Origin of the sequence: Curtobacterium sp. AG1037 (assembly GCF_003349855.1) — a bacterium.
GTDB lineage: Bacteria > Actinomycetota > Actinomycetes > Actinomycetales > Microbacteriaceae > Curtobacterium > Curtobacterium citreum.
Genome location: NZ_QQAO01000005.1, coordinates 293,338 through 309,014, shown reverse-complemented (window position 1 = coordinate 309,014; position 15,677 = coordinate 293,338). Strand labels below are relative to the sequence as shown.

Here is a 15,677-nt window from a genome sequence, read left to right as displayed (position 1 = left end):
TCGGTGCATGGCCCACCAGCTCCTGACCCCGGCGCAGGAGATCCGGACGGATCGCCTGGTGCTGACGCCGCTCACCCCGGCGGACATCGACGACGTGCACGCGCTGTTCTCCGACGCGCGCACGTGGACGCACCTGCCGACGGCGCGGCACACGACCCGCTCGTCCACCATCGACATGGTGCAGCGGAAGATCGGTGGTCGCGCGCGGCACGGGCTCGGCTCGTGGGCCGTCCGGACGACCGACGGCACGTTCGTCGGCGTCGGTGGCGTCGACATGACCGCCGGCCACGTCTGGAACCTGGGCTACCGGCTCGCGCCCGAGTCCTGGGGCAACGGCTACGCGAAGGAGATCGCCCGAGCGGCCCTCGACGCGGCGGCCCGGGTCGACGCTCACGTCCCGGTGACGGGCCGGGTCCTCACGAACAACCCGGCGTCCGCGGCGGTGCTGCGGGCGGCTGGACTCGCGCTCGTGTGGCAGGGCAGCTCGGCCGCGCCGCTGCCGGACGGGGTGGAGCGCCAGGTGTGGGCCGACCGGGCACTCACGGACGACCAGTTCGCCTGGCTCGTGCGCAACGCCTGACGCGTTCGTCGGGGTTCGGCACCTGTCGCCCGTCTCCTGCGCGTCGGGTCAGTCCGCGGTCGTCAGGGTCAGGCTCCTGTCTGCCCAGCCGCTGACCGCGGCGGAGTGGGTGGCGACCACGATCGCAGCGCCGGCCGCAGCCAGCGCCTCCAGGTGCGTGAGCACGACTTCGGCGTTCGTGTCGTCGAGCGCGCTCGTCGGCTCGTCGGCGAGCACGATGCGGGGCTGCTTCACGAGCAGTCGCGCGAGTGCGACGCGCTGTTGTTCCCCGCCGCTCAGCTCGTGAGCACGGTCCGGACCGCGGCGGTCCAGGCCGACGCTCCGGAGTGCGGCGGTGACCGACGGCGCCGTACCGACCCGGTGCCGTGGACCGGGGAGCGCCAGGTCGATGTTCGCCGTCACGGACAGGTCGGGAACCAGCCCGAAGTCCTGGAACAGGTACCCGAGCAGGTCCCGCCGGATGTGGCGTGCGCGCCTGGCGTTCCCACCGGCGGTGCGACCGTCGAGGATGATGCGGCCGGCGTCGAGCGTGTCGAGGTGGCCGACGCAGTCGAGCAGGGTCGACTTGCCTGAACCGCTCGGGCCGCGGAGGGCGAGGACCTCCCCGGGTTCGACGCGGAAGGACAACCCGTGCCACAACAGCCGACCGCCGCGGCGCTTCGACGCGTCCTGGACCTCGATCATCGCGCTCCTGCTCCTCGCTCCCGGACGACGGTCCGGGCCGTCGAGCCGACGACGACCACTCCGACGGCGGCCAGGGTGACGACGACCGCGGCAGCGAGCAGCGCCGCGGGGTCCGCCGCGCGGGCGACGGGATCCAGCACGGAGTGCAACCCGGTCCCGTCCGGACGTCGGCTGACCCAGGTGTCGACGACGGCGACGACTCCGCAGGCCACGAGGACGAACTCGACCGCGAACAGCCCCAGGTCCGCGCGGAGTCCGGACACCCCGGCCGTGGCGAGCACGAAGCGCCGTCGGCCGGAACGCCGTCGGTGTGCCGCGGTGGCGAGGACCGAGAGCGACACCGCGACGGCGAGCCCGCTCACCACCGCTGCCGTCCCGACGCCGACGGCGAGGCGCGCGCGTCGTGCCTCCTCGGCCGCGGCCTGCCCGACGTCGACGACGGCACTGAACTCGCGTCCGATCCCAGCGCGGGTGATGCTGCGCTCGGCGTCGGCCCGGGTGCGGAAGACGACGTCGCCGCTCGACAGCCACGACCCGAGCTGGTCCGGTGTGAAGACACGGGCAGGGTCGGGTACGAGGACCAGCGCGGCGTCGTCCAGCCACGTCGGGGTCGTCGCGTCGCCCGGGAAGGCGTAGAGCGGACCGTCGGCCAGCCGGACGGCTGACAGGTGCACGCCCGGCTCTGCGGCGTTCCGCAGGTCCCAGTCTCGAAGCGCCCGGACGAGCCCCGTCCCGTCGAGGTCCGCCCCGTCCGGGAGCCACACCGCCGGTCGGGTGCTGCCGGGCGAGACACGCGAGCCGTCGGTCGCGCGGACGTCCCGGAGCCGGAGGTACCCGTCGTCCACGAACAGCACCGGGACGGTCGAGCGCGCGGCACCGACCGGCACTTCGACCGGCGCGGCGAGGATCGCGCCGCCGTCCACGAGTGCGGACGCCGCGAAGTCCCCGATGCGGTCCCAGTACTCCTGCGTGTCGACCGGGCGTGGGTCCGGCGTGACCCAGAGCTGCACGCTCGCACCGGCGGCACGGAGGTCGCGGTCCATCGAACCCGACCGCGCCACCGCGGTCGCGCCGACGAGGTCGAACACCGCGGCGACGAGCAGGAGCACCGCCGGGAACCGCGCAACTTGGGCGAGTGCGACGAGCGGGGCGGTCGGGCGCGCACCGCGGACCCCCTCCGCCATCGGCACGCGGAGCGCGGCCAGGACGCCGACGCCGTGCGCCGCGATGACGGGGAGGAGGAGCACGGCGGCGATCGCCGCGACCGCCAGCACGAACGGGCCCACGTCCGCGAGGCGGTTGTACCACCAGAGCGCGGCGGCTCCCGTCGGGACAGCGACCCCGATCAGGGGGAGCAGTTCTCGCACGACGGAGCATTCGCCGAGCAGGACCGCGCCGCTGCTCCGGCCGAACGCCTGCTGCACCGCGTACCGCCGCGGGGCTCCCACGGTCCCGACCAGGCACAGGACGACCGCGCCGGTGACCACGAGTCCCACGAGCCCGAGCGTCCCGTCGAGTCGGTCGCTCATGCCGAGCCGCCGTGCGAGCGGGATCGCCTCCGACGACGCCTCGTAGCCGACGCTGCGCAGCGCGTCGACCGTCGCACTCCGGGCGAGGTCGCTCCCGTCGAGCTCGTAGGTCCCGGTGGGGTCGAATTCGACCAGCGCCGCCATCGGCTCGACGCGGGTGGACATGCCACGGGAGAAGTCCGGGTAGCCGGTCCGCAGCCACGTCGCGCCACGCGTCCCGGGTGCCCCGGTCGTGAGCGCCGTCCGACGATCGACGGGCGAGGCGCGGTCGGCGACGAAGCGGACGATGGTGACGTGTTCGGTCCGGGCGACGCGCTCGAGCGCCGCGGCGACGCGCTCGTTGGATCCCGTCGCGGCGCCGGCGGTGGCCGTCACCGTCCCGGTGCTACCGACCGCGCCGGACTCCGCGACCTGGAGCAGCCCGACGAAGCCGAGCACGACCGCGAGGACGGCGGGCACGGCGTATGCGAGCTGCAGCATCCGGTGCGACACGTGCGTTCCCCTCGGTCCCCGAGCAGGGCGGGCGCCGCCGGGGCGCCCGCCCTGCGTGTCAGCAGTTGTGGTAGTACGCCTGGTTGCCGCTGCCGGCCTTCGGGGTCGCTGCGTAGGCGTACCTGCCGCCCGGTACGTTCGTCACGCGCTTGGTCTTCTTCCCCACCGCCGTCGCGCCGTGACAGCTCCGTTCGCGGAAGGAGTTCGACCAGACGTCGCCGCCGCTCACGCCGTACTGCCAGAACGCTCCGTCGCCGCCGCGGGCTGTCCCGCCGACGCCCGTCGTCCTCGAGACCGTGGTCGTGTCCGCGGTGGACAGGACGACACCGCCGGCGTCAGGACCGGACCCGAGTTGCTCGAGCGGCGCGGCCGTCGCCGTCGCGGCGGTGCCGGCCACCAGGCCGACGGTCAGCGCGAGGCCGACCAGCATGTGCTTGTGTGTGCGGTTCATCGTTCCCCCTTCGTGGTGTGCCCGGAACGGGCACGACCACGATGGCAGCAACCGGAACTGATGTCCAGCCTTCTGGAACGTTGTATATCGGTTGTTCGATCACTGGGCGAACAGCGCGTCGCAGAACGGTGTCACGTCCGTCCGGAACGCCCACTGCACGGTGTTCCAGTCGTGCCCGCTCCCCGGCGCGCTCGACACCGACACCCGGGCCCCGGCTGCCGTCGCAGCAGCGCCGAGCTTCCGCGCGTTCGCCGTGAACTCCCCGTCCACCGACCCCGCGACGAGCCACACGCTGTGCCCGGCGAGCCCGTTCTGCCGCAGCAGGGCGATCGGCGCCGCGGCCTGCCACCGCGCGATCGAGCCGCCGAAGGCTTCGTCGGCGCTGTGCCGCGGGCTCTGGTCGATCGGCTGCAGCTCGCTCGAGACGGCGAGGGCAGCGCCGAAGTCACCCGGGTGACCGGACAGGAACTGCATCGTGCAGGTCGCCCCCTGCGAGAACCCGGTCAGCCCCCAGGCCTTGCGGTCGGTCGTCGCGGGGGTGTTCGCGAGGATCCACGCTGGGACGTCCTGCGTGACGTAGGTGTCGACGTTCCCGAGTCGGGAGTCGACGCACATCGTGTTGAGCCCCGGCGAGGAGAGCTGGTCGACCGACACGACGATGGGCGCTCGACCGCCGTGGGCCCGGGCGTACTCGTCGAGGGGCGTGGCGAGCTGTCCGGCGGTGAACAGGTCGCTCGGGGCGCCCGGCTGCCCGGAGAACGCGATCACGACCGGGAGTGGCTGCGGGTCCGGGACGAGCGCCGCCGGCGGCAGGTACATCGCCGCCGGCCGGGGGTGGAAGCCGGAGCGCGTGCCCGGGATGTCCGCGGAGACGATCTGCCCGGACGCGGGCATCGCCGGGGTGGCGGAGGCCGTCGGGCCGCCAGGGGTCGGGTGCGCGGTCGACCGGGCCCCCGCGTGGTAGGTCGGGTAGGGGTCGCTCTGCACGACGGTGCCGAGGGTCGGGTACTTCGCGAACTCGACGTTGATCCCGAGCGCGGGCACGACGAGCGCCGCGGGGACGAGCACGATCGCGAGGGCCCGCCGCCACCCGCCGCCGTGCACGATCCCGGTGACGGCCAGGGCGAGGGCGGCACCGGCGAAGGCGCTCCACATCTGTGTGACCGGGCTCAGTGCGACGCCGAACAGGTCGACGACCGAGGTCGTGAACCAGCACGCGACGAGCACCAGTCCGGCGCCGGCGAGGGCGATCCCTGCTCGCCAGGCCACCCGTCGCCAGGCCGCGCGGTCACGCCACCGCCGGACCGCCGGCAGCAGCACCACGAGGGCGAGGACGACGAAGGCCGTGTCGATCGGGACGAGCTTGTTCGGCGCCTGCAGCGGCGTCGCGAGCAGCCACTCGGTCGGGCTCACCGGCTGCCCGCGCCGACGGGTGCCGGCGCGACGGGCTCGGCGGTGGCGGTGTGCGCCTGCCGGAGGGCCCACAGGTGCTTCGGGCGGAGTCCGGGCACGTACGCGCTCGTCAGGGCCCGGGCCACCCGGGGTGCCTGGAACGCACTCGGCACGACCAGCCAGAGCGGCTCGTGCCGGGCGCCGAACTTCTCCTTGAACCGCTGCAGGGACCGGAACCCGTACACCGGCTCGAGCACCCGGGCGAGCAGCGCGGACCCGCGGGCGACCCAGGAGCCGGCGTCGGTGTGCGGCGCGAGCGGCGTGCCGGACAGGCTGATGGTGGTCAGACCGGCCTCGCGGGCACGCAGGGCCGTGCGGGCGATGAGGAACTCCATGACGCCGGGCATCCCGTCCTCGCCGCGGCGCATCACGTCGAGCGTGTAGCCGGTCAGGGTGCCGTGTTCGTGCACGGGCAGCCAGCTGGTCACGGCGGTGACGCGGTCGTCGGCGGTGACGGCGAGCAGGAGCCGCACGTCGGGGTCGTCGAGCTCGCGGAAGCCGCCGAGCGTGAAGCCCATCTCCGGCAGACGCCGGTCGGCCGCCCAGCGGGTGCAGATCGCCTCGACCTGGGCGCGCATCGCCGGGTCGAGCGCGGCCAGGGTCGTCCACTCGTCGCGCAGGCCCTCGCGGTCGGCGCGGTTCGACGCCGTCCGGAGGTCCTGCCGCTTCTTGCCGCGCAGGTCGAACGTCGTCACGTCGAGCACCGACTCGACGCCGACCGGGAAGGACGCCCAGCCCTCGGTGGCGAGGATCGTGCGGACGGACTCGTGGACGCTCGTGAACGCGGGCGTCCAGCCGTTCCGCTCGCAGGCTCGGGCGAAGGCGGTGACGACCTCGGCGCGGTCGCGGGCGGCGCAGGCGGGGTCGGAGACCGTCAGGGCGACGTCGCCGTGCACGCGGTAGGCCACCGCGCCCAGCCCGTCGGGGTGGGTCCAGGTGGCGTTGCCGGTCCACGTCCCCATGTGGCCGAGGGTACCGGCGTCCCCGTCGCGGAGCATCTCCCGGTAGCCCGTGTCGCCGAGGGTCGCCGCGGCGAAGCGGGCCCGGACGAGCCGGCCGCGCAGGAGCACGACGGCCAGCAGCACGGCGGCGGGCACGGCCCAGGCGCCGAGCAGCGTCACCTGCCACTCGACCTCGTCGATGGTCAGGCCCCGCCACTGCACGAAGCCCTCGCTCATCGGCTCGATGAGGAACACGTCGGCGAGCACGGCGGTCAGCACGACGAGCAGCCCGGCGGCCAGGACGACACCGGTCCGACGGCCGCGGTGGACGAGCCAGGCGGCGGCGAGGAGCAGGATGCCGACCAGGACGGTCGCCCGGTCGCTCATCGCGTCCGCGAACGGCGAGAGCACGCCGTCCGGCTGCGGCACGACGAGGGTCACGAGCGTGCCGGCACCGAGCGACGCGAGCGTCGCGACGACGACCGAACGGGGCTGGACGGCGGGACGGGCGGCGGTCCGCGGGCGCTCCGGGGCCGGCCGGGAGGCACGGCGCGCCGCGATCGCGCCGGCTGCGGTCCCGAACAGGGTCGCGAGGGCACGCGCGGTGTCGGACCCGTGCCCGGCGAACAGCACGAGGGTCAGGACGACCGTCCAGAGGACGGCCCGGATCCGGCGACGGCGGCCGACGGGCATCGTCGCGGAGGCGGCGCCGACGAGGGCCGTCGCGACCATCGAGGGGGCGAAGAGCGGCTGGCCCGCCGCGGTCTCGGCGTGCGCCTCGCCCATGGCGGCGCCGACCGTGACGGCGAGGAGGGTCGTCCCGGCGGCGGCCAGGGGAGCGAGCACGCCGATGGCCACCGTGCGGAGCGATCCGAGGGTGCGTTCTGCGAGCAGGGTGGCGAGCACGACGACCACGAGGGCGGCCCAGGCGACGGGCGGGTGGTGCGGGAAGTCCGGCTCGGCGTGCGCGATGCGTGCGGTGACGACGAGGACGACGGAGGCCACGGCGACGGCGGTCGAGACCGGGTGCCGGCGGAGTGCTGCGACGAGGGTGTTGGGTGCCACGGTGTCATCACAGCCGAGGTGTCGTCACTCCGGCATCGGGCGGTGGCGTGAACCCGGGTGGCCGATCGGCCATCGCCGGTCACCCGCGCGGTGGTGCTCCGACCGCGACCTCCGGCGGGACGTGCTCGACGGGCAGGCGCAGGTGCAGCGCGAAGCCGTCCCCCGGCTGGGGCCCGGACTCGAGCCGACCGCCGAGCAGCGACGCGCGTTCACCCAGCCCGATGAGCCCGAGACCGGACCCGGGGAGCTCGAGTCGCTCGGCACGCGCCGACCCGTTCACGACGTCGACGAGCACCTGCTCGTGGTGCAGCCGGCCGCTGATCCGGACGCTCGCCCCCGGCGCGTGCTTCCGGACGTTCGTCAGGCCCTCCTGCACGAAGCGGTAGACGGCGCGCTGCACCGGCTGCGACAGGGTGTCCGGCAGGTCGACCGCGACCGAGGTCTCCAGGCCGCTCGCCGCGATGAGCCGGTCGAGGTCGCCGAGCAGGGGCTGCGGTGCCATCTCGCGGTCGGTGCCGCCGGACGCGCGGAGCACCTGCACCATCTCGCGGAGCTCCTGCAGGGTCACGACGCAGAGCTGCCGGATCGTCCGCGCGAACTCGCGCTCCCGGTCGTCGCGTCCGGCCATCTGCATCCCGCCGGCCTGCACCGCGATGAGCGTGACCTGGTGCGAGACGACGTCGTGCATCTCGCGGGCCAGGAGCGCCCGCTCGCGGGACAGCGCGATCTCGGCGCCCCGACGACGTTCCTCGGCGCGGGACGCCCGGAGTTCGGCGATGCGGTCGACGAGCACCGCCCGGGTGCGGACGAGCATGCCGATCGCGAGCGGTCCGAGGGCGAAGATGAGCGCGTAGACGGTGGACACGACGATCTCGTCGAGCTGCTGCGGGGGACCGACGACGAAGCCGCTGAACCCGACGAACTGCACGACCGCGGCGAGGAGCATCAGCCACCGTCGACTCGTGCGCTCGCCGAGGGTGAAGAGGGCGATGCTCGCTGCGACGACCCCGGAGCCGATGAAGAGCCCGGGCATCGTGAGCGCGAAGGTCAGCACGGGGAAGCGTCGGCGGAGCACCAGCGCCCCGGCGGCGACCAGGGACAGCGTGATCTCCGTCGTCGTGGCTCCCGACAGGTCGAGCACCGCGTCGACGACCGCAGCCGCCAGGAACACGGCGTCGACCACCCACCACGGCGCCTTCCGGGCGCGCGCCCGGCGCAGGCCGGCGTCGACGAGTCCCTCGAGCCTCCCGTCCAGACCCGACAGCGCAGCCCGGACCCGCCCGGCGGTCTCAGCCATCCAGCAGTCCGGCCTCGGCCGCGCGGAGCGCGAGCTGGACGCGCGTGGTGACGCCGAAGGCGGCGAGCAGGGCGCGCACGTCCTCCTTCACGGTGCCGGTGCTGACGCCGATGCGCTGGCCGATCTCGGGGTTGCTCGCGCCCTCGGCGACGAGTCGCACGACGGCGTGCTCACGGTCGGACAGCTCCGGCGGGACGGCGCTCCGGCGGAGCGCGAACAGGCGGGTGCGGTCGACGCCGGGGGCGAGCACGATGCCCCCGCGGGCCAGCGCCCGGACGTACTCGGCGAGCGACTCGGGGTCGGTGTCCTTGAGGAGGAAGCCGGCCGCACCGGCGTCCATCGCCTCGGCGACGACCTGCGTGTCGGTGTCGAACGTCGTGAGCATCGCGACGGCCGGCGGTTCGGGCAGCTCGCGCAGCTGGGCGAGGACCTGCAGCCCGTTGACCCGGGGCATCCGCACGTCGAGCAGGACCACGTCGGGTCGGTGCCGCCGCACGGTCTCCACCGCGTCCACGTCCCCGCTCGTGGCGAGCACCTCGATGTCCGCCGCGGCGCCGAGGATGAGCTCGAAGCCGTAGCGGACGAGCGTCTCGTCGTCGACGATCACCACCGTGGTCACGGGCGTCATCTTGTCACGACGTTGGCGAACACCGATCGAATCGCTACTGTGAGGCCCACTGGTCATGTCCGCGCATGACCACCTGGACCACCAGCACGCCGAGCGACGGAGCAGAGGGACCCGCATGACGAGCCGCATCACCGAGGGTGCCGAACCGAAGCACCAGCAGCTGCGGCGGATCCTGCTCGACCTCGCGACGACCCGGCTCGCCCCCGGTGCGGCCATCCCGTCGGAGCGGCAGCTCATCGCCGAGTACGGGGTCTCGCGGATCACGGTGCGCGAGGCGCTCGGGCAGCTCGTCAACGAGGGCTACCTGGAGCGCGTGCGCGGCAAGGGGACCTTCGTCGCCCACCGGCCCGTGCAGTCGACGCTGCACCTGGCGTCCTTCACCGAGGAGATGCGGGCGCTCGGGCACGTTCCGACCACCGTCGTGCTCGTCCGCGAGGAGACCGTGCCGCCCGCCGACACCGTGGCCGCGCTGCGCCTGGGGGACGGTGCGACCGCGTACCACCTCAAGCGCCTGCGGATGGCCGACGGGGCACCGGTGTCGATCGACGACGCGTGGCTCTCGGCGGACGCGTTCCCCGGGCTGCTCGAGCACGATCTGTCCGGGTCCGTGTACTCGCTCGCGGCGACCGAGTACGACACCCCGATCGACCGCGCACAGCAGACCGTCGCGGCGAAGCCCGTCGCCGACGACGTCGCGACCCTGCTCGGGACGAAGACGGGTGCGCCCGTGCTCGAGTTCGACCGGGTGTCGTACTCCGGCGACCGGCCCGTGGAGCACAGTCGCTCCTGGTACCGCTCGGACCGCTACCGCGTGCAGATGGAGGTCACGGCGACCAGCCCGGCCGCCTGACCTCCACCGCCGGTCCCGCGCTGCGCGCGGTGTCAGACCGTGAAGAGCGTTGCGCCGTCGGTGAGCACCGAGCCCACGGTGGACTGCTCGACGGAGTCCGGCGCGCTGCCGAGCACCACCACCGGGCAGACGGGGGAGTAGCCGGCGGCGGAGATCACCGACGGGGTGAACCGCACGACGGGGTCGCCCGCGCGGACGGTGTCGCCCTCGGCCGCGAGCAGCTCGAAGCCCTCGCCCCCGAGCTTCACCGTGTCGATGCCGACGTGCACGAGGACGTCGGTCCCCGCCGCACCCTGCAGGGCGAACGCGTGCGGGTGCAGCTTGACGATCGAGCCGTCGACCGGGGCGACCGCGGTGACGGGGCCCTCGGCTCCAGTGGGGTCGACCGCGACCCCGGCACCGACGAGCTGTTCGGCGAACACCGGGTCCGGCACGTCCGCCAGGGCGACGACCGGACCCGCGAAGGGCGTCCGGACGGTGGTCACCGCTGACCCCGCTGGCGCCGCGTGCCCGTCGTCGGGACTCCGACTCGGACTCCGGCTGCGGCGAGCACGGCGATGGCTCCTGCCACGGCACCCTCCTCCTCACGAGGACATCGACCTGGGCGGAGTTGCCCGGTCGACTCGACTGTAGGCCCTGACCGGACGCTGGCCGTCGAGCGAGTCGACGCCACGGGCAGTTCGCTCGACTCCGGGCGCCCGGACCGGTCCGACGGCGACCGACCGACTGTTGCGCTGTCCGAGTGACGGAACGGGGTCCGTCGTGAGGATGAAGTCCGTGTGGGGGGCTGGACCACGCTCGTCACGGGCCGCTTGACTCTCGGAGCCCGGGGGAGCCTCCCCGACGCGGAAGAGAGGGGAATGCCGATGACGGCACGCGAGATGTTGCTCCAGCAGATCATCGATCAGGACGAGCTGAACGAGGTCCGGGGAGGGGCGTGGATCGACAAGCTCCGCGCTTGGTACTACAAGTACGGGCCCAAGTGCGGCTCGGTCGGCCTCATCGGGATCGGTTCGCCGTCCTGGGTCGGCAAGATGGCTGCGTACGCGATCCTGCACAGCAAGCCGGCGCCGCCGAGCAGCGGCAGCTGCGGTACCTGCATCTGTCACTGAGTTCTGACCGGGCGCCATCGATCGCATCGCCGCGGTCGGTGGTGCCCGCATGGAGAAGCATGCAAACAACTGATGTCTTCCGCTCCCCGGGGGATCTGCCGGTCGGCCTCGGTGCCGTCCGGGCGCAGACCCTCGCGTCGAGCACCTTCTGGCCGATCGACTCACCAGACGTTCCAGTCGACGACGGCTCACTCGTCTTCGTGGTCGTGAGCGCCGGCGACCCGACTCGTGTCCTGCGCTGTGTCGAGAGTCTGACCGCGGACGCTCGTGTGTTGGTCGTCGACAGCGGACCGGGGCAGCTCGACCTCCTTCGGTCGGTGGGCGGCCGGAACGTGGAGGTCGTCCGGCGTCAGTGGACGGGTGACTTCGCGGCAGCACGCAACTTCGCGGTGGACCAGCTGGAGAACGGCTGGGTGGCGTTCGTCGACGACGACGAGTTCCTGCTCCCCGGTCACGCTCAACGGGTCGTCGATGCAGCTCGGGCCCTGGAGAGGCACCCGTTACGCGATCGCATCATCGGTGGTGTCACCGTCCTCGATCAGACTGCCGGAGTCACGCCGTTCCTGCCGCGTCTGTTCCGGGTGCGCGGAGCCGTGCGGTGGAGCGGGCGGCTCCACGAGGTGCCTGTCCTCCGTGCCGACGGTCAGGTCGAACGTGTTGCGCTCGACGTCACCGTGGCGCACGACGGGTACGAGACGGAGGTGGCCGAGCGACGCCGTCGGAACACGACGATCATCGAGGGCTGGAGAGCCGAGGATGGGCCCGAGGGCCGGCGACTTCTCGCGCACGCGCAGGAACTGGCCGCGGAATCCGAGAGTCCGGAGCGCCGACAGGTGCTCCAGGATGCGATCGCGTCCGGAAGTCTGTCCCTCGAGGAGGAGCTGGGTGCGCGACTCTCCCTGCTCGTCGGGCTGCTCCTGGACGGCGGTCCTCGTGCCGTCCTGGAGGCGCATGAACACGAATCCGCCGCTCGCCGTTTCGGAGAGCCGGGCGCGCTCGAGCTCGCGCTCCTCCGCGCTCGGGCGCTGCTGCTGTTCGCCGAGGTCGAGTGCGCGCGCACCCGTGCGCTCCTCGCGCGCCACCTGCAGAGTGGGTCGGCCGGTGACCCGGCGAGTGATCTCGCGGCCCGCGCAGTCGACGTACTCATCGAGCTCACGGATCGCCTCGGGGAGGACAGCGCGCCCTTCCGTGACCTGTACGGTCAGCCCGGAGGAGCGCTGTGAGGTCGTCAGGCATCCCGGACCACGGTTCCCGTAAGCGTGCACCGCACGTCCCGCAACGTCTCGACTCGGACTGCGGCGTCGCCGCGCTGAGCTCGGTCATGGGGTGCTACGGGGTGCGCCGGAGCGTCGGGCGCATGTGGCAGCTGTACGGACGCTCGCAGACGGCGATGTCCCTGCTGGAGCTGCAGCGGGTCGCGGACCGGAACGGGTTCGACGCGACGTGCTACCGGTTCGACGATCTCCGACAGGTGAGCGATCGGTACCTCCCGGCGGTCCTGCACCTCGACCGTGACGGCGGGCACTTCGTGGCAATCGACCGTCAGCGAGGCGACCGTGTCCGGGTGACCGACCCAGCGGGCGACCAAGGATGGGTCCGGAAGGCGGCCCTCGACACCTCGGGCTACCTGATGACCGTGGTGCCGAGCGAGAGGCCGGCGAGTGCGCGCGAGGACCGCAGCGGGGGAGAGGTGGTGCGTGGACTGCTCTGGAGCGCTCGCGGCCGTCTGTCGGGTGTTGCTCTCCTCTCGCTCGCCGCGACAGCGTCCGGCCTCGCAGTGTCCCAGTTCGTCCGGGTCCTCGTCGATCTCGCCGCCGCCGGCGCACTCTCGTCTGCCGCACTGGTCGCGATCGGGATGATCACGCTGCTCGTCGCAGCCGCGGGAGCCACCTTCGGTTGGCTCTCGACCCGGAAGGCCTTCACGAGCTCGGTGTCCATGGAACGCGAACTCGCGCTCGGCTACGGGACGACGGTGCTCTCCCTGGGGGGTACTGCCTTCCGGGCGTACGCCCCCGGAGACCTGATGGCCAGGTTCACGGACCTGTCCGAGATGCGGTCGTTCGTCCACGACTCGGTGCTCTCCGGGATCCTGAGCGCTGCCACTCTGCTCGGTGCGGTGACGGTGCTGGGGTTGCAGAGCCCGGTCGCAGCACTCGCGTGTCTGGTCGGTGTGTCGGCGATCGCATCAGCGAGGTGGATCAAGGGGAAGCGGATCGAGTCACTGCAACGGCGTGCCGCGGGCGCGGAGAGTGCCTTGACCCAAGCCATGGTCGAAGTCGTCGAGGGTTCCGTGACGAACCGTGGGGCAGCCTGGGTCGCCTACCAGCGACCGAGACTGCGTGCGGCCTTCGACGGACTCATCGATCAGACCAGACGGGTCTTCCTCGTCTCCGCAGCGCTCGAGTTCTCCACGGCCTTCGCCGGGAGCGTGGTCCTGATCGTCGTGATGACCCTGATGGCCTTCCAGGTCCAGGCAGGAACGCTCTCGCTGGGTTCGCTCGCTTCGCTCGCGGTCCTGCTCCCGATGATGTCGGGAGCTGCGTTCGCGCTCGCTGGTCTGCAGCAGGACGTCCAGCGGGCGACCGTCAGCGCGGAACGGATCGAGGAGATCTCCTTCGCGCGGGCTGCGCTCCCGGTCTCCGGCGGCGCGCATGCGGGCGACGGGGCACCGTTGCTCCGTGTCGAGGCGCTGCGTGTCGTCGCGGCCGGGAGCGTCCTCGCGGACCTCCCGCGGCTGAGCATCCAGAGCGGTGAGGTCGTCGGGCTGCGAGGTCCCAACGGAGCGGGGAAGTCGACGATCTGCCGGGTGTTGGCGGGTCTCGAGGACGACTGGACCGGCTCAATCGCGCTCGACGGGGAACCGCTCCGCGACGCCGGCGGCGAGCCCGTGCGGTACGTCCCCGATGCCGTGGCCGTGATGGCCGACACACTCTTGAACAACGTCACGTTCGGTCGGGACATCGAGGACGTCGATCGGATCTGTACGGCGGTCGGTCTCGACGACCTGGCCAGCCGGCTCCCGCTGGGCTACGCGACACCCATCGGACCGCCGCACGTCCGTCTCTCCGGAGGCGAATCGCAGCGGGTCGGCATCGCCCGGGCGCTCGTCGATCGGCCCCGTCTGCTGATCCTGGACGAGGCGACCCGGATGCTCGACGTCGCGACCCAACGCGTGATCGTGGACCGGATCATGGGGCTGGGACTCTGCTCTGCCGTGCTGCTCGTGTCGCACAGCGAGGCGCTCGACAGCCTGGCCACGCGCGTGGTCGAAGTCGGGGTGCCGAATGTCTGACGGGTGCTGGGACGTCCCGAGTGCGCGCGCGGCCATGGGCGCCACGGCCTCGGCCCGAGAACGCGCGTTCCTCCTCCGTCGGATCGCCGTGCTGACGAAGGTGGCGCGCGGGAACATCCTGATGTCCTCCGCGAACCGGCGTCCGGATGCCACGGAGTCCTCGTCGACGGTCACGTACTGCATCCTGGCGTCCGTCCCGGGAACCGACCTCTGTCCGACGCTGTCCTCACTCCCACCCGGAGCAGACGTCCTGGTCGTCGGAGTGGACGACGTGTCGGAGATGCGGCCCGCGGACCGACCGGACCTGCGGGTCACCGCGATCCCGTTCCGATGGAGGAACGACTTCGCGGCGGCGCGGAACGCGGGACTGGATGCGGCCGGCGAGGGTTGGGTCGTGTTCGTCGACACCGATGAAGTGTTCGTGCCGCAGGCATCCGAGTCGCTGGAAGAAGTGCTGCGACACTTCTCGCAGCACCCAGCGAGCGGCCGGCTGGGCGTCTCGCTCCGCGTCTGGGACGGCAATCGCGGGACGGTCTCGCGGGTGGGTCGGGTGATGCGAGCGGACGGTCTGGTCCGGTACCGGGGCGCCCTGCACGAGGAGCTCTTCGTCCGCGGCGGAGTCGTCCTCCAGGTCGACCTCGACTGTGACCTCGTGCACGACGGGTACGACGGCGCTGCTGGAGCCGACAAGGCCCGCAGGAACCAAGAGGTTCTGGACGCCGTCGTGGCACGTGGTGAGGCGACCGCGAAGGACCACTACTACCGGAGCCGGGACGCCCGGCCGCTCCGGACCGACGAGGCCACCGAGGCTGACCTTCGTGCGGCGATCGTCCTTGGGCCGCAGACGATCGCCTTCCAAGGGGAACCCCACGTCGCTGCGATCCGGGACCTGATCGGGAGCCAGTTGCAGCGCGGTGCGGTCTCGCAAGCCAGATCGACGCTCGAGACCTCCGAGCAGCAGCTCGACGTCGCGGACCGTGACTCGCTGGCACTCTCCATCGAGCGCGAGGCGCTCCGACAGCAGGCGCGGCAGATCCGGTCTCGCGTCGCCGCGCAGTTGCTGGGTGGGTCCGAGGCCGACCCGGGGCTGCTCGATGACCTCGGTCTGCTCTCGCTGCTCGTCGGCGACGACAGCACCGCGTGGGCGGTGCTGGAGGGCCGACTCGGGGGAACCGTCCCGGACCGGTTCCGAGAAGCTGCCATCGGGATCCGGGACGCGCTCGAGCGTCTCGGAGCGTGAGCGGAGCGCGCCCGCCCGTCTGAACAGGCTCGCATGAGATCGGTTTTGACAATCGTTATCAAGT

Annotated in this window: 14 protein-coding genes; 6 read left to right on the top strand and 8 right to left on the bottom strand. The window is 72.6% G+C overall.

Annotation, left to right across the window (positions count from 1 at the left end; translation table 11 throughout):
* Positions 1-7 precede the first annotated feature (7 nt).
* Positions 8-580: a GNAT family N-acetyltransferase gene (locus tag DEU32_RS10050; RefSeq protein ID WP_114850388.1), complete on the top strand. Its 573-nt coding sequence runs from the start codon at positions 8-10 to the stop codon at positions 578-580.
* Between the two features lie 48 nt (positions 581-628).
* On the opposite strand, the gene DEU32_RS10045 is transcribed toward DEU32_RS10050, so the two are convergent.
* The 7 genes from DEU32_RS10045 to DEU32_RS10015 form a co-directional block, all read right to left on the bottom strand.
* On the bottom strand, positions 629-1,264 hold the full coding sequence (locus DEU32_RS10045) for an ABC transporter ATP-binding protein (RefSeq protein WP_114850387.1): 636 nt from the start codon (positions 1,262-1,264) through the stop codon (positions 629-631).
* The gene (locus DEU32_RS10040; RefSeq protein WP_147281445.1) at positions 1,261-3,273 is read right to left on the bottom strand and encodes a hypothetical protein; all 2,013 of its coding nucleotides are present in this window, start codon (positions 3,271-3,273) and stop codon (positions 1,261-1,263) included. Before DEU32_RS10040 ends, DEU32_RS10045 begins: the two co-directional genes overlap by 4 nt.
* 70 nt (positions 3,274-3,343) lie before the next feature.
* The gene (locus tag DEU32_RS10035; protein WP_114850385.1) at positions 3,344-3,736 is read right to left on the bottom strand and encodes a lactococcin 972 family bacteriocin; all 393 of its coding nucleotides are present in this window, start codon (positions 3,734-3,736) and stop codon (positions 3,344-3,346) included.
* A 99-nt stretch (positions 3,737-3,835) separates the two neighbouring features.
* Positions 3,836-5,149, bottom strand: a complete 1,314-nt coding sequence (locus tag DEU32_RS10030; protein ID WP_147281444.1) for an esterase family protein — start codon at positions 5,147-5,149, stop codon at positions 3,836-3,838.
* Complete coding sequence (locus DEU32_RS10025; protein WP_114850383.1) at positions 5,146-7,194, bottom strand: bifunctional lysylphosphatidylglycerol flippase/synthetase MprF; 2,049 nt, start codon at positions 7,192-7,194, stop codon at positions 5,146-5,148. The genes DEU32_RS10030 and DEU32_RS10025 overlap by 4 nt, the downstream gene beginning before the upstream one ends.
* 79 nt (positions 7,195-7,273) lie before the next feature.
* Complete coding sequence (locus tag DEU32_RS10020; RefSeq protein WP_114850382.1) at positions 7,274-8,491, bottom strand: sensor histidine kinase; 1,218 nt, start codon at positions 8,489-8,491, stop codon at positions 7,274-7,276.
* Entirely contained in the window at positions 8,484-9,110 is a 627-nt protein-coding gene (locus DEU32_RS10015; protein WP_206609173.1) for a response regulator transcription factor, read from the bottom strand. The genes DEU32_RS10020 and DEU32_RS10015 overlap by 8 nt, the downstream gene beginning before the upstream one ends.
* 124 nt (positions 9,111-9,234) lie before the next feature.
* On the opposite strand from DEU32_RS10015, the gene DEU32_RS10010 reads away from it, so the two are divergent.
* A complete protein-coding gene (locus DEU32_RS10010) occupies positions 9,235-9,969 on the top strand; it encodes a GntR family transcriptional regulator (RefSeq protein WP_114850381.1) in 735 nt (244 codons plus the stop codon).
* A gap of 32 nt (positions 9,970-10,001) precedes the next feature.
* Here the strand turns inward: DEU32_RS10010 and DEU32_RS10005 are convergent, their stop codons facing one another.
* Entirely contained in the window at positions 10,002-10,454 is a 453-nt protein-coding gene (locus DEU32_RS10005; protein WP_114850380.1) for a PTS glucose transporter subunit IIA, read from the bottom strand.
* 381 nt (positions 10,455-10,835) lie between these two features.
* Here DEU32_RS10005 and DEU32_RS17175 point away from each other — a divergent pair, with 381 nt between their 5' ends.
* From DEU32_RS17175 to DEU32_RS09985, 4 genes are read left to right on the top strand one after another with little or no spacing between them, the layout of a single operon-like run.
* Positions 10,836-11,081 carry a hypothetical protein gene (locus tag DEU32_RS17175; protein ID WP_167509975.1) on the top strand — a complete coding sequence of 82 codons (246 nt, stop codon included), beginning with the start codon at positions 10,836-10,838 and terminating at the stop codon, positions 11,079-11,081.
* Positions 11,082-11,140: 59 nt separating this feature from the next.
* Positions 11,141-12,304: a glycosyltransferase gene (locus tag DEU32_RS09995; protein WP_114850378.1), complete on the top strand. Its 1,164-nt coding sequence runs from the start codon at positions 11,141-11,143 to the stop codon at positions 12,302-12,304.
* On the top strand, positions 12,301-14,373 hold the full coding sequence (locus tag DEU32_RS09990; protein WP_114850377.1) for an ATP-binding cassette domain-containing protein: 2,073 nt from the start codon (positions 12,301-12,303) through the stop codon (positions 14,371-14,373). The genes DEU32_RS09995 and DEU32_RS09990 overlap by 4 nt, the downstream gene beginning before the upstream one ends.
* The gene (locus DEU32_RS09985) at positions 14,366-15,613 is read left to right on the top strand and encodes a glycosyltransferase (RefSeq protein WP_114850376.1); all 1,248 of its coding nucleotides are present in this window, start codon (positions 14,366-14,368) and stop codon (positions 15,611-15,613) included. The genes DEU32_RS09990 and DEU32_RS09985 overlap by 8 nt, the downstream gene beginning before the upstream one ends.
* Positions 15,614-15,677: the final 64 nt, after the last annotated feature.

Coding starts and splice junctions, on each gene's coding strand:
- DEU32_RS10050 (WP_114850388.1), top strand. CDS start 8: ATGGCCCACCAGCTCCTGACCCCGGCGCAGGAGATCCGGACGGATCGC.
- DEU32_RS10045 (WP_114850387.1), bottom strand. CDS start 1,264: ATGATCGAGGTCCAGGACGCGTCGAAGCGCCGCGGCGGTCGGCTGTTG.
- DEU32_RS10040 (WP_147281445.1), bottom strand. CDS start 3,273: ATGCTGCAGCTCGCATACGCCGTGCCCGCCGTCCTCGCGGTCGTGCTC.
- DEU32_RS10035 (WP_114850385.1), bottom strand. CDS start 3,736: ATGAACCGCACACACAAGCACATGCTGGTCGGCCTCGCGCTGACCGTC.
- DEU32_RS10020 (WP_114850382.1), bottom strand. CDS start 8,491: ATGGCTGAGACCGCCGGGCGGGTCCGGGCTGCGCTGTCGGGTCTGGAC.
- DEU32_RS10010 (WP_114850381.1), top strand. CDS start 9,235: ATGACGAGCCGCATCACCGAGGGTGCCGAACCGAAGCACCAGCAGCTG.
- DEU32_RS17175 (WP_167509975.1), top strand. CDS start 10,836: ATGACGGCACGCGAGATGTTGCTCCAGCAGATCATCGATCAGGACGAG.
- DEU32_RS09995 (WP_114850378.1), top strand. CDS start 11,141: ATGCAAACAACTGATGTCTTCCGCTCCCCGGGGGATCTGCCGGTCGGC.
- DEU32_RS09985 (WP_114850376.1), top strand. CDS start 14,366: ATGTCTGACGGGTGCTGGGACGTCCCGAGTGCGCGCGCGGCCATGGGC.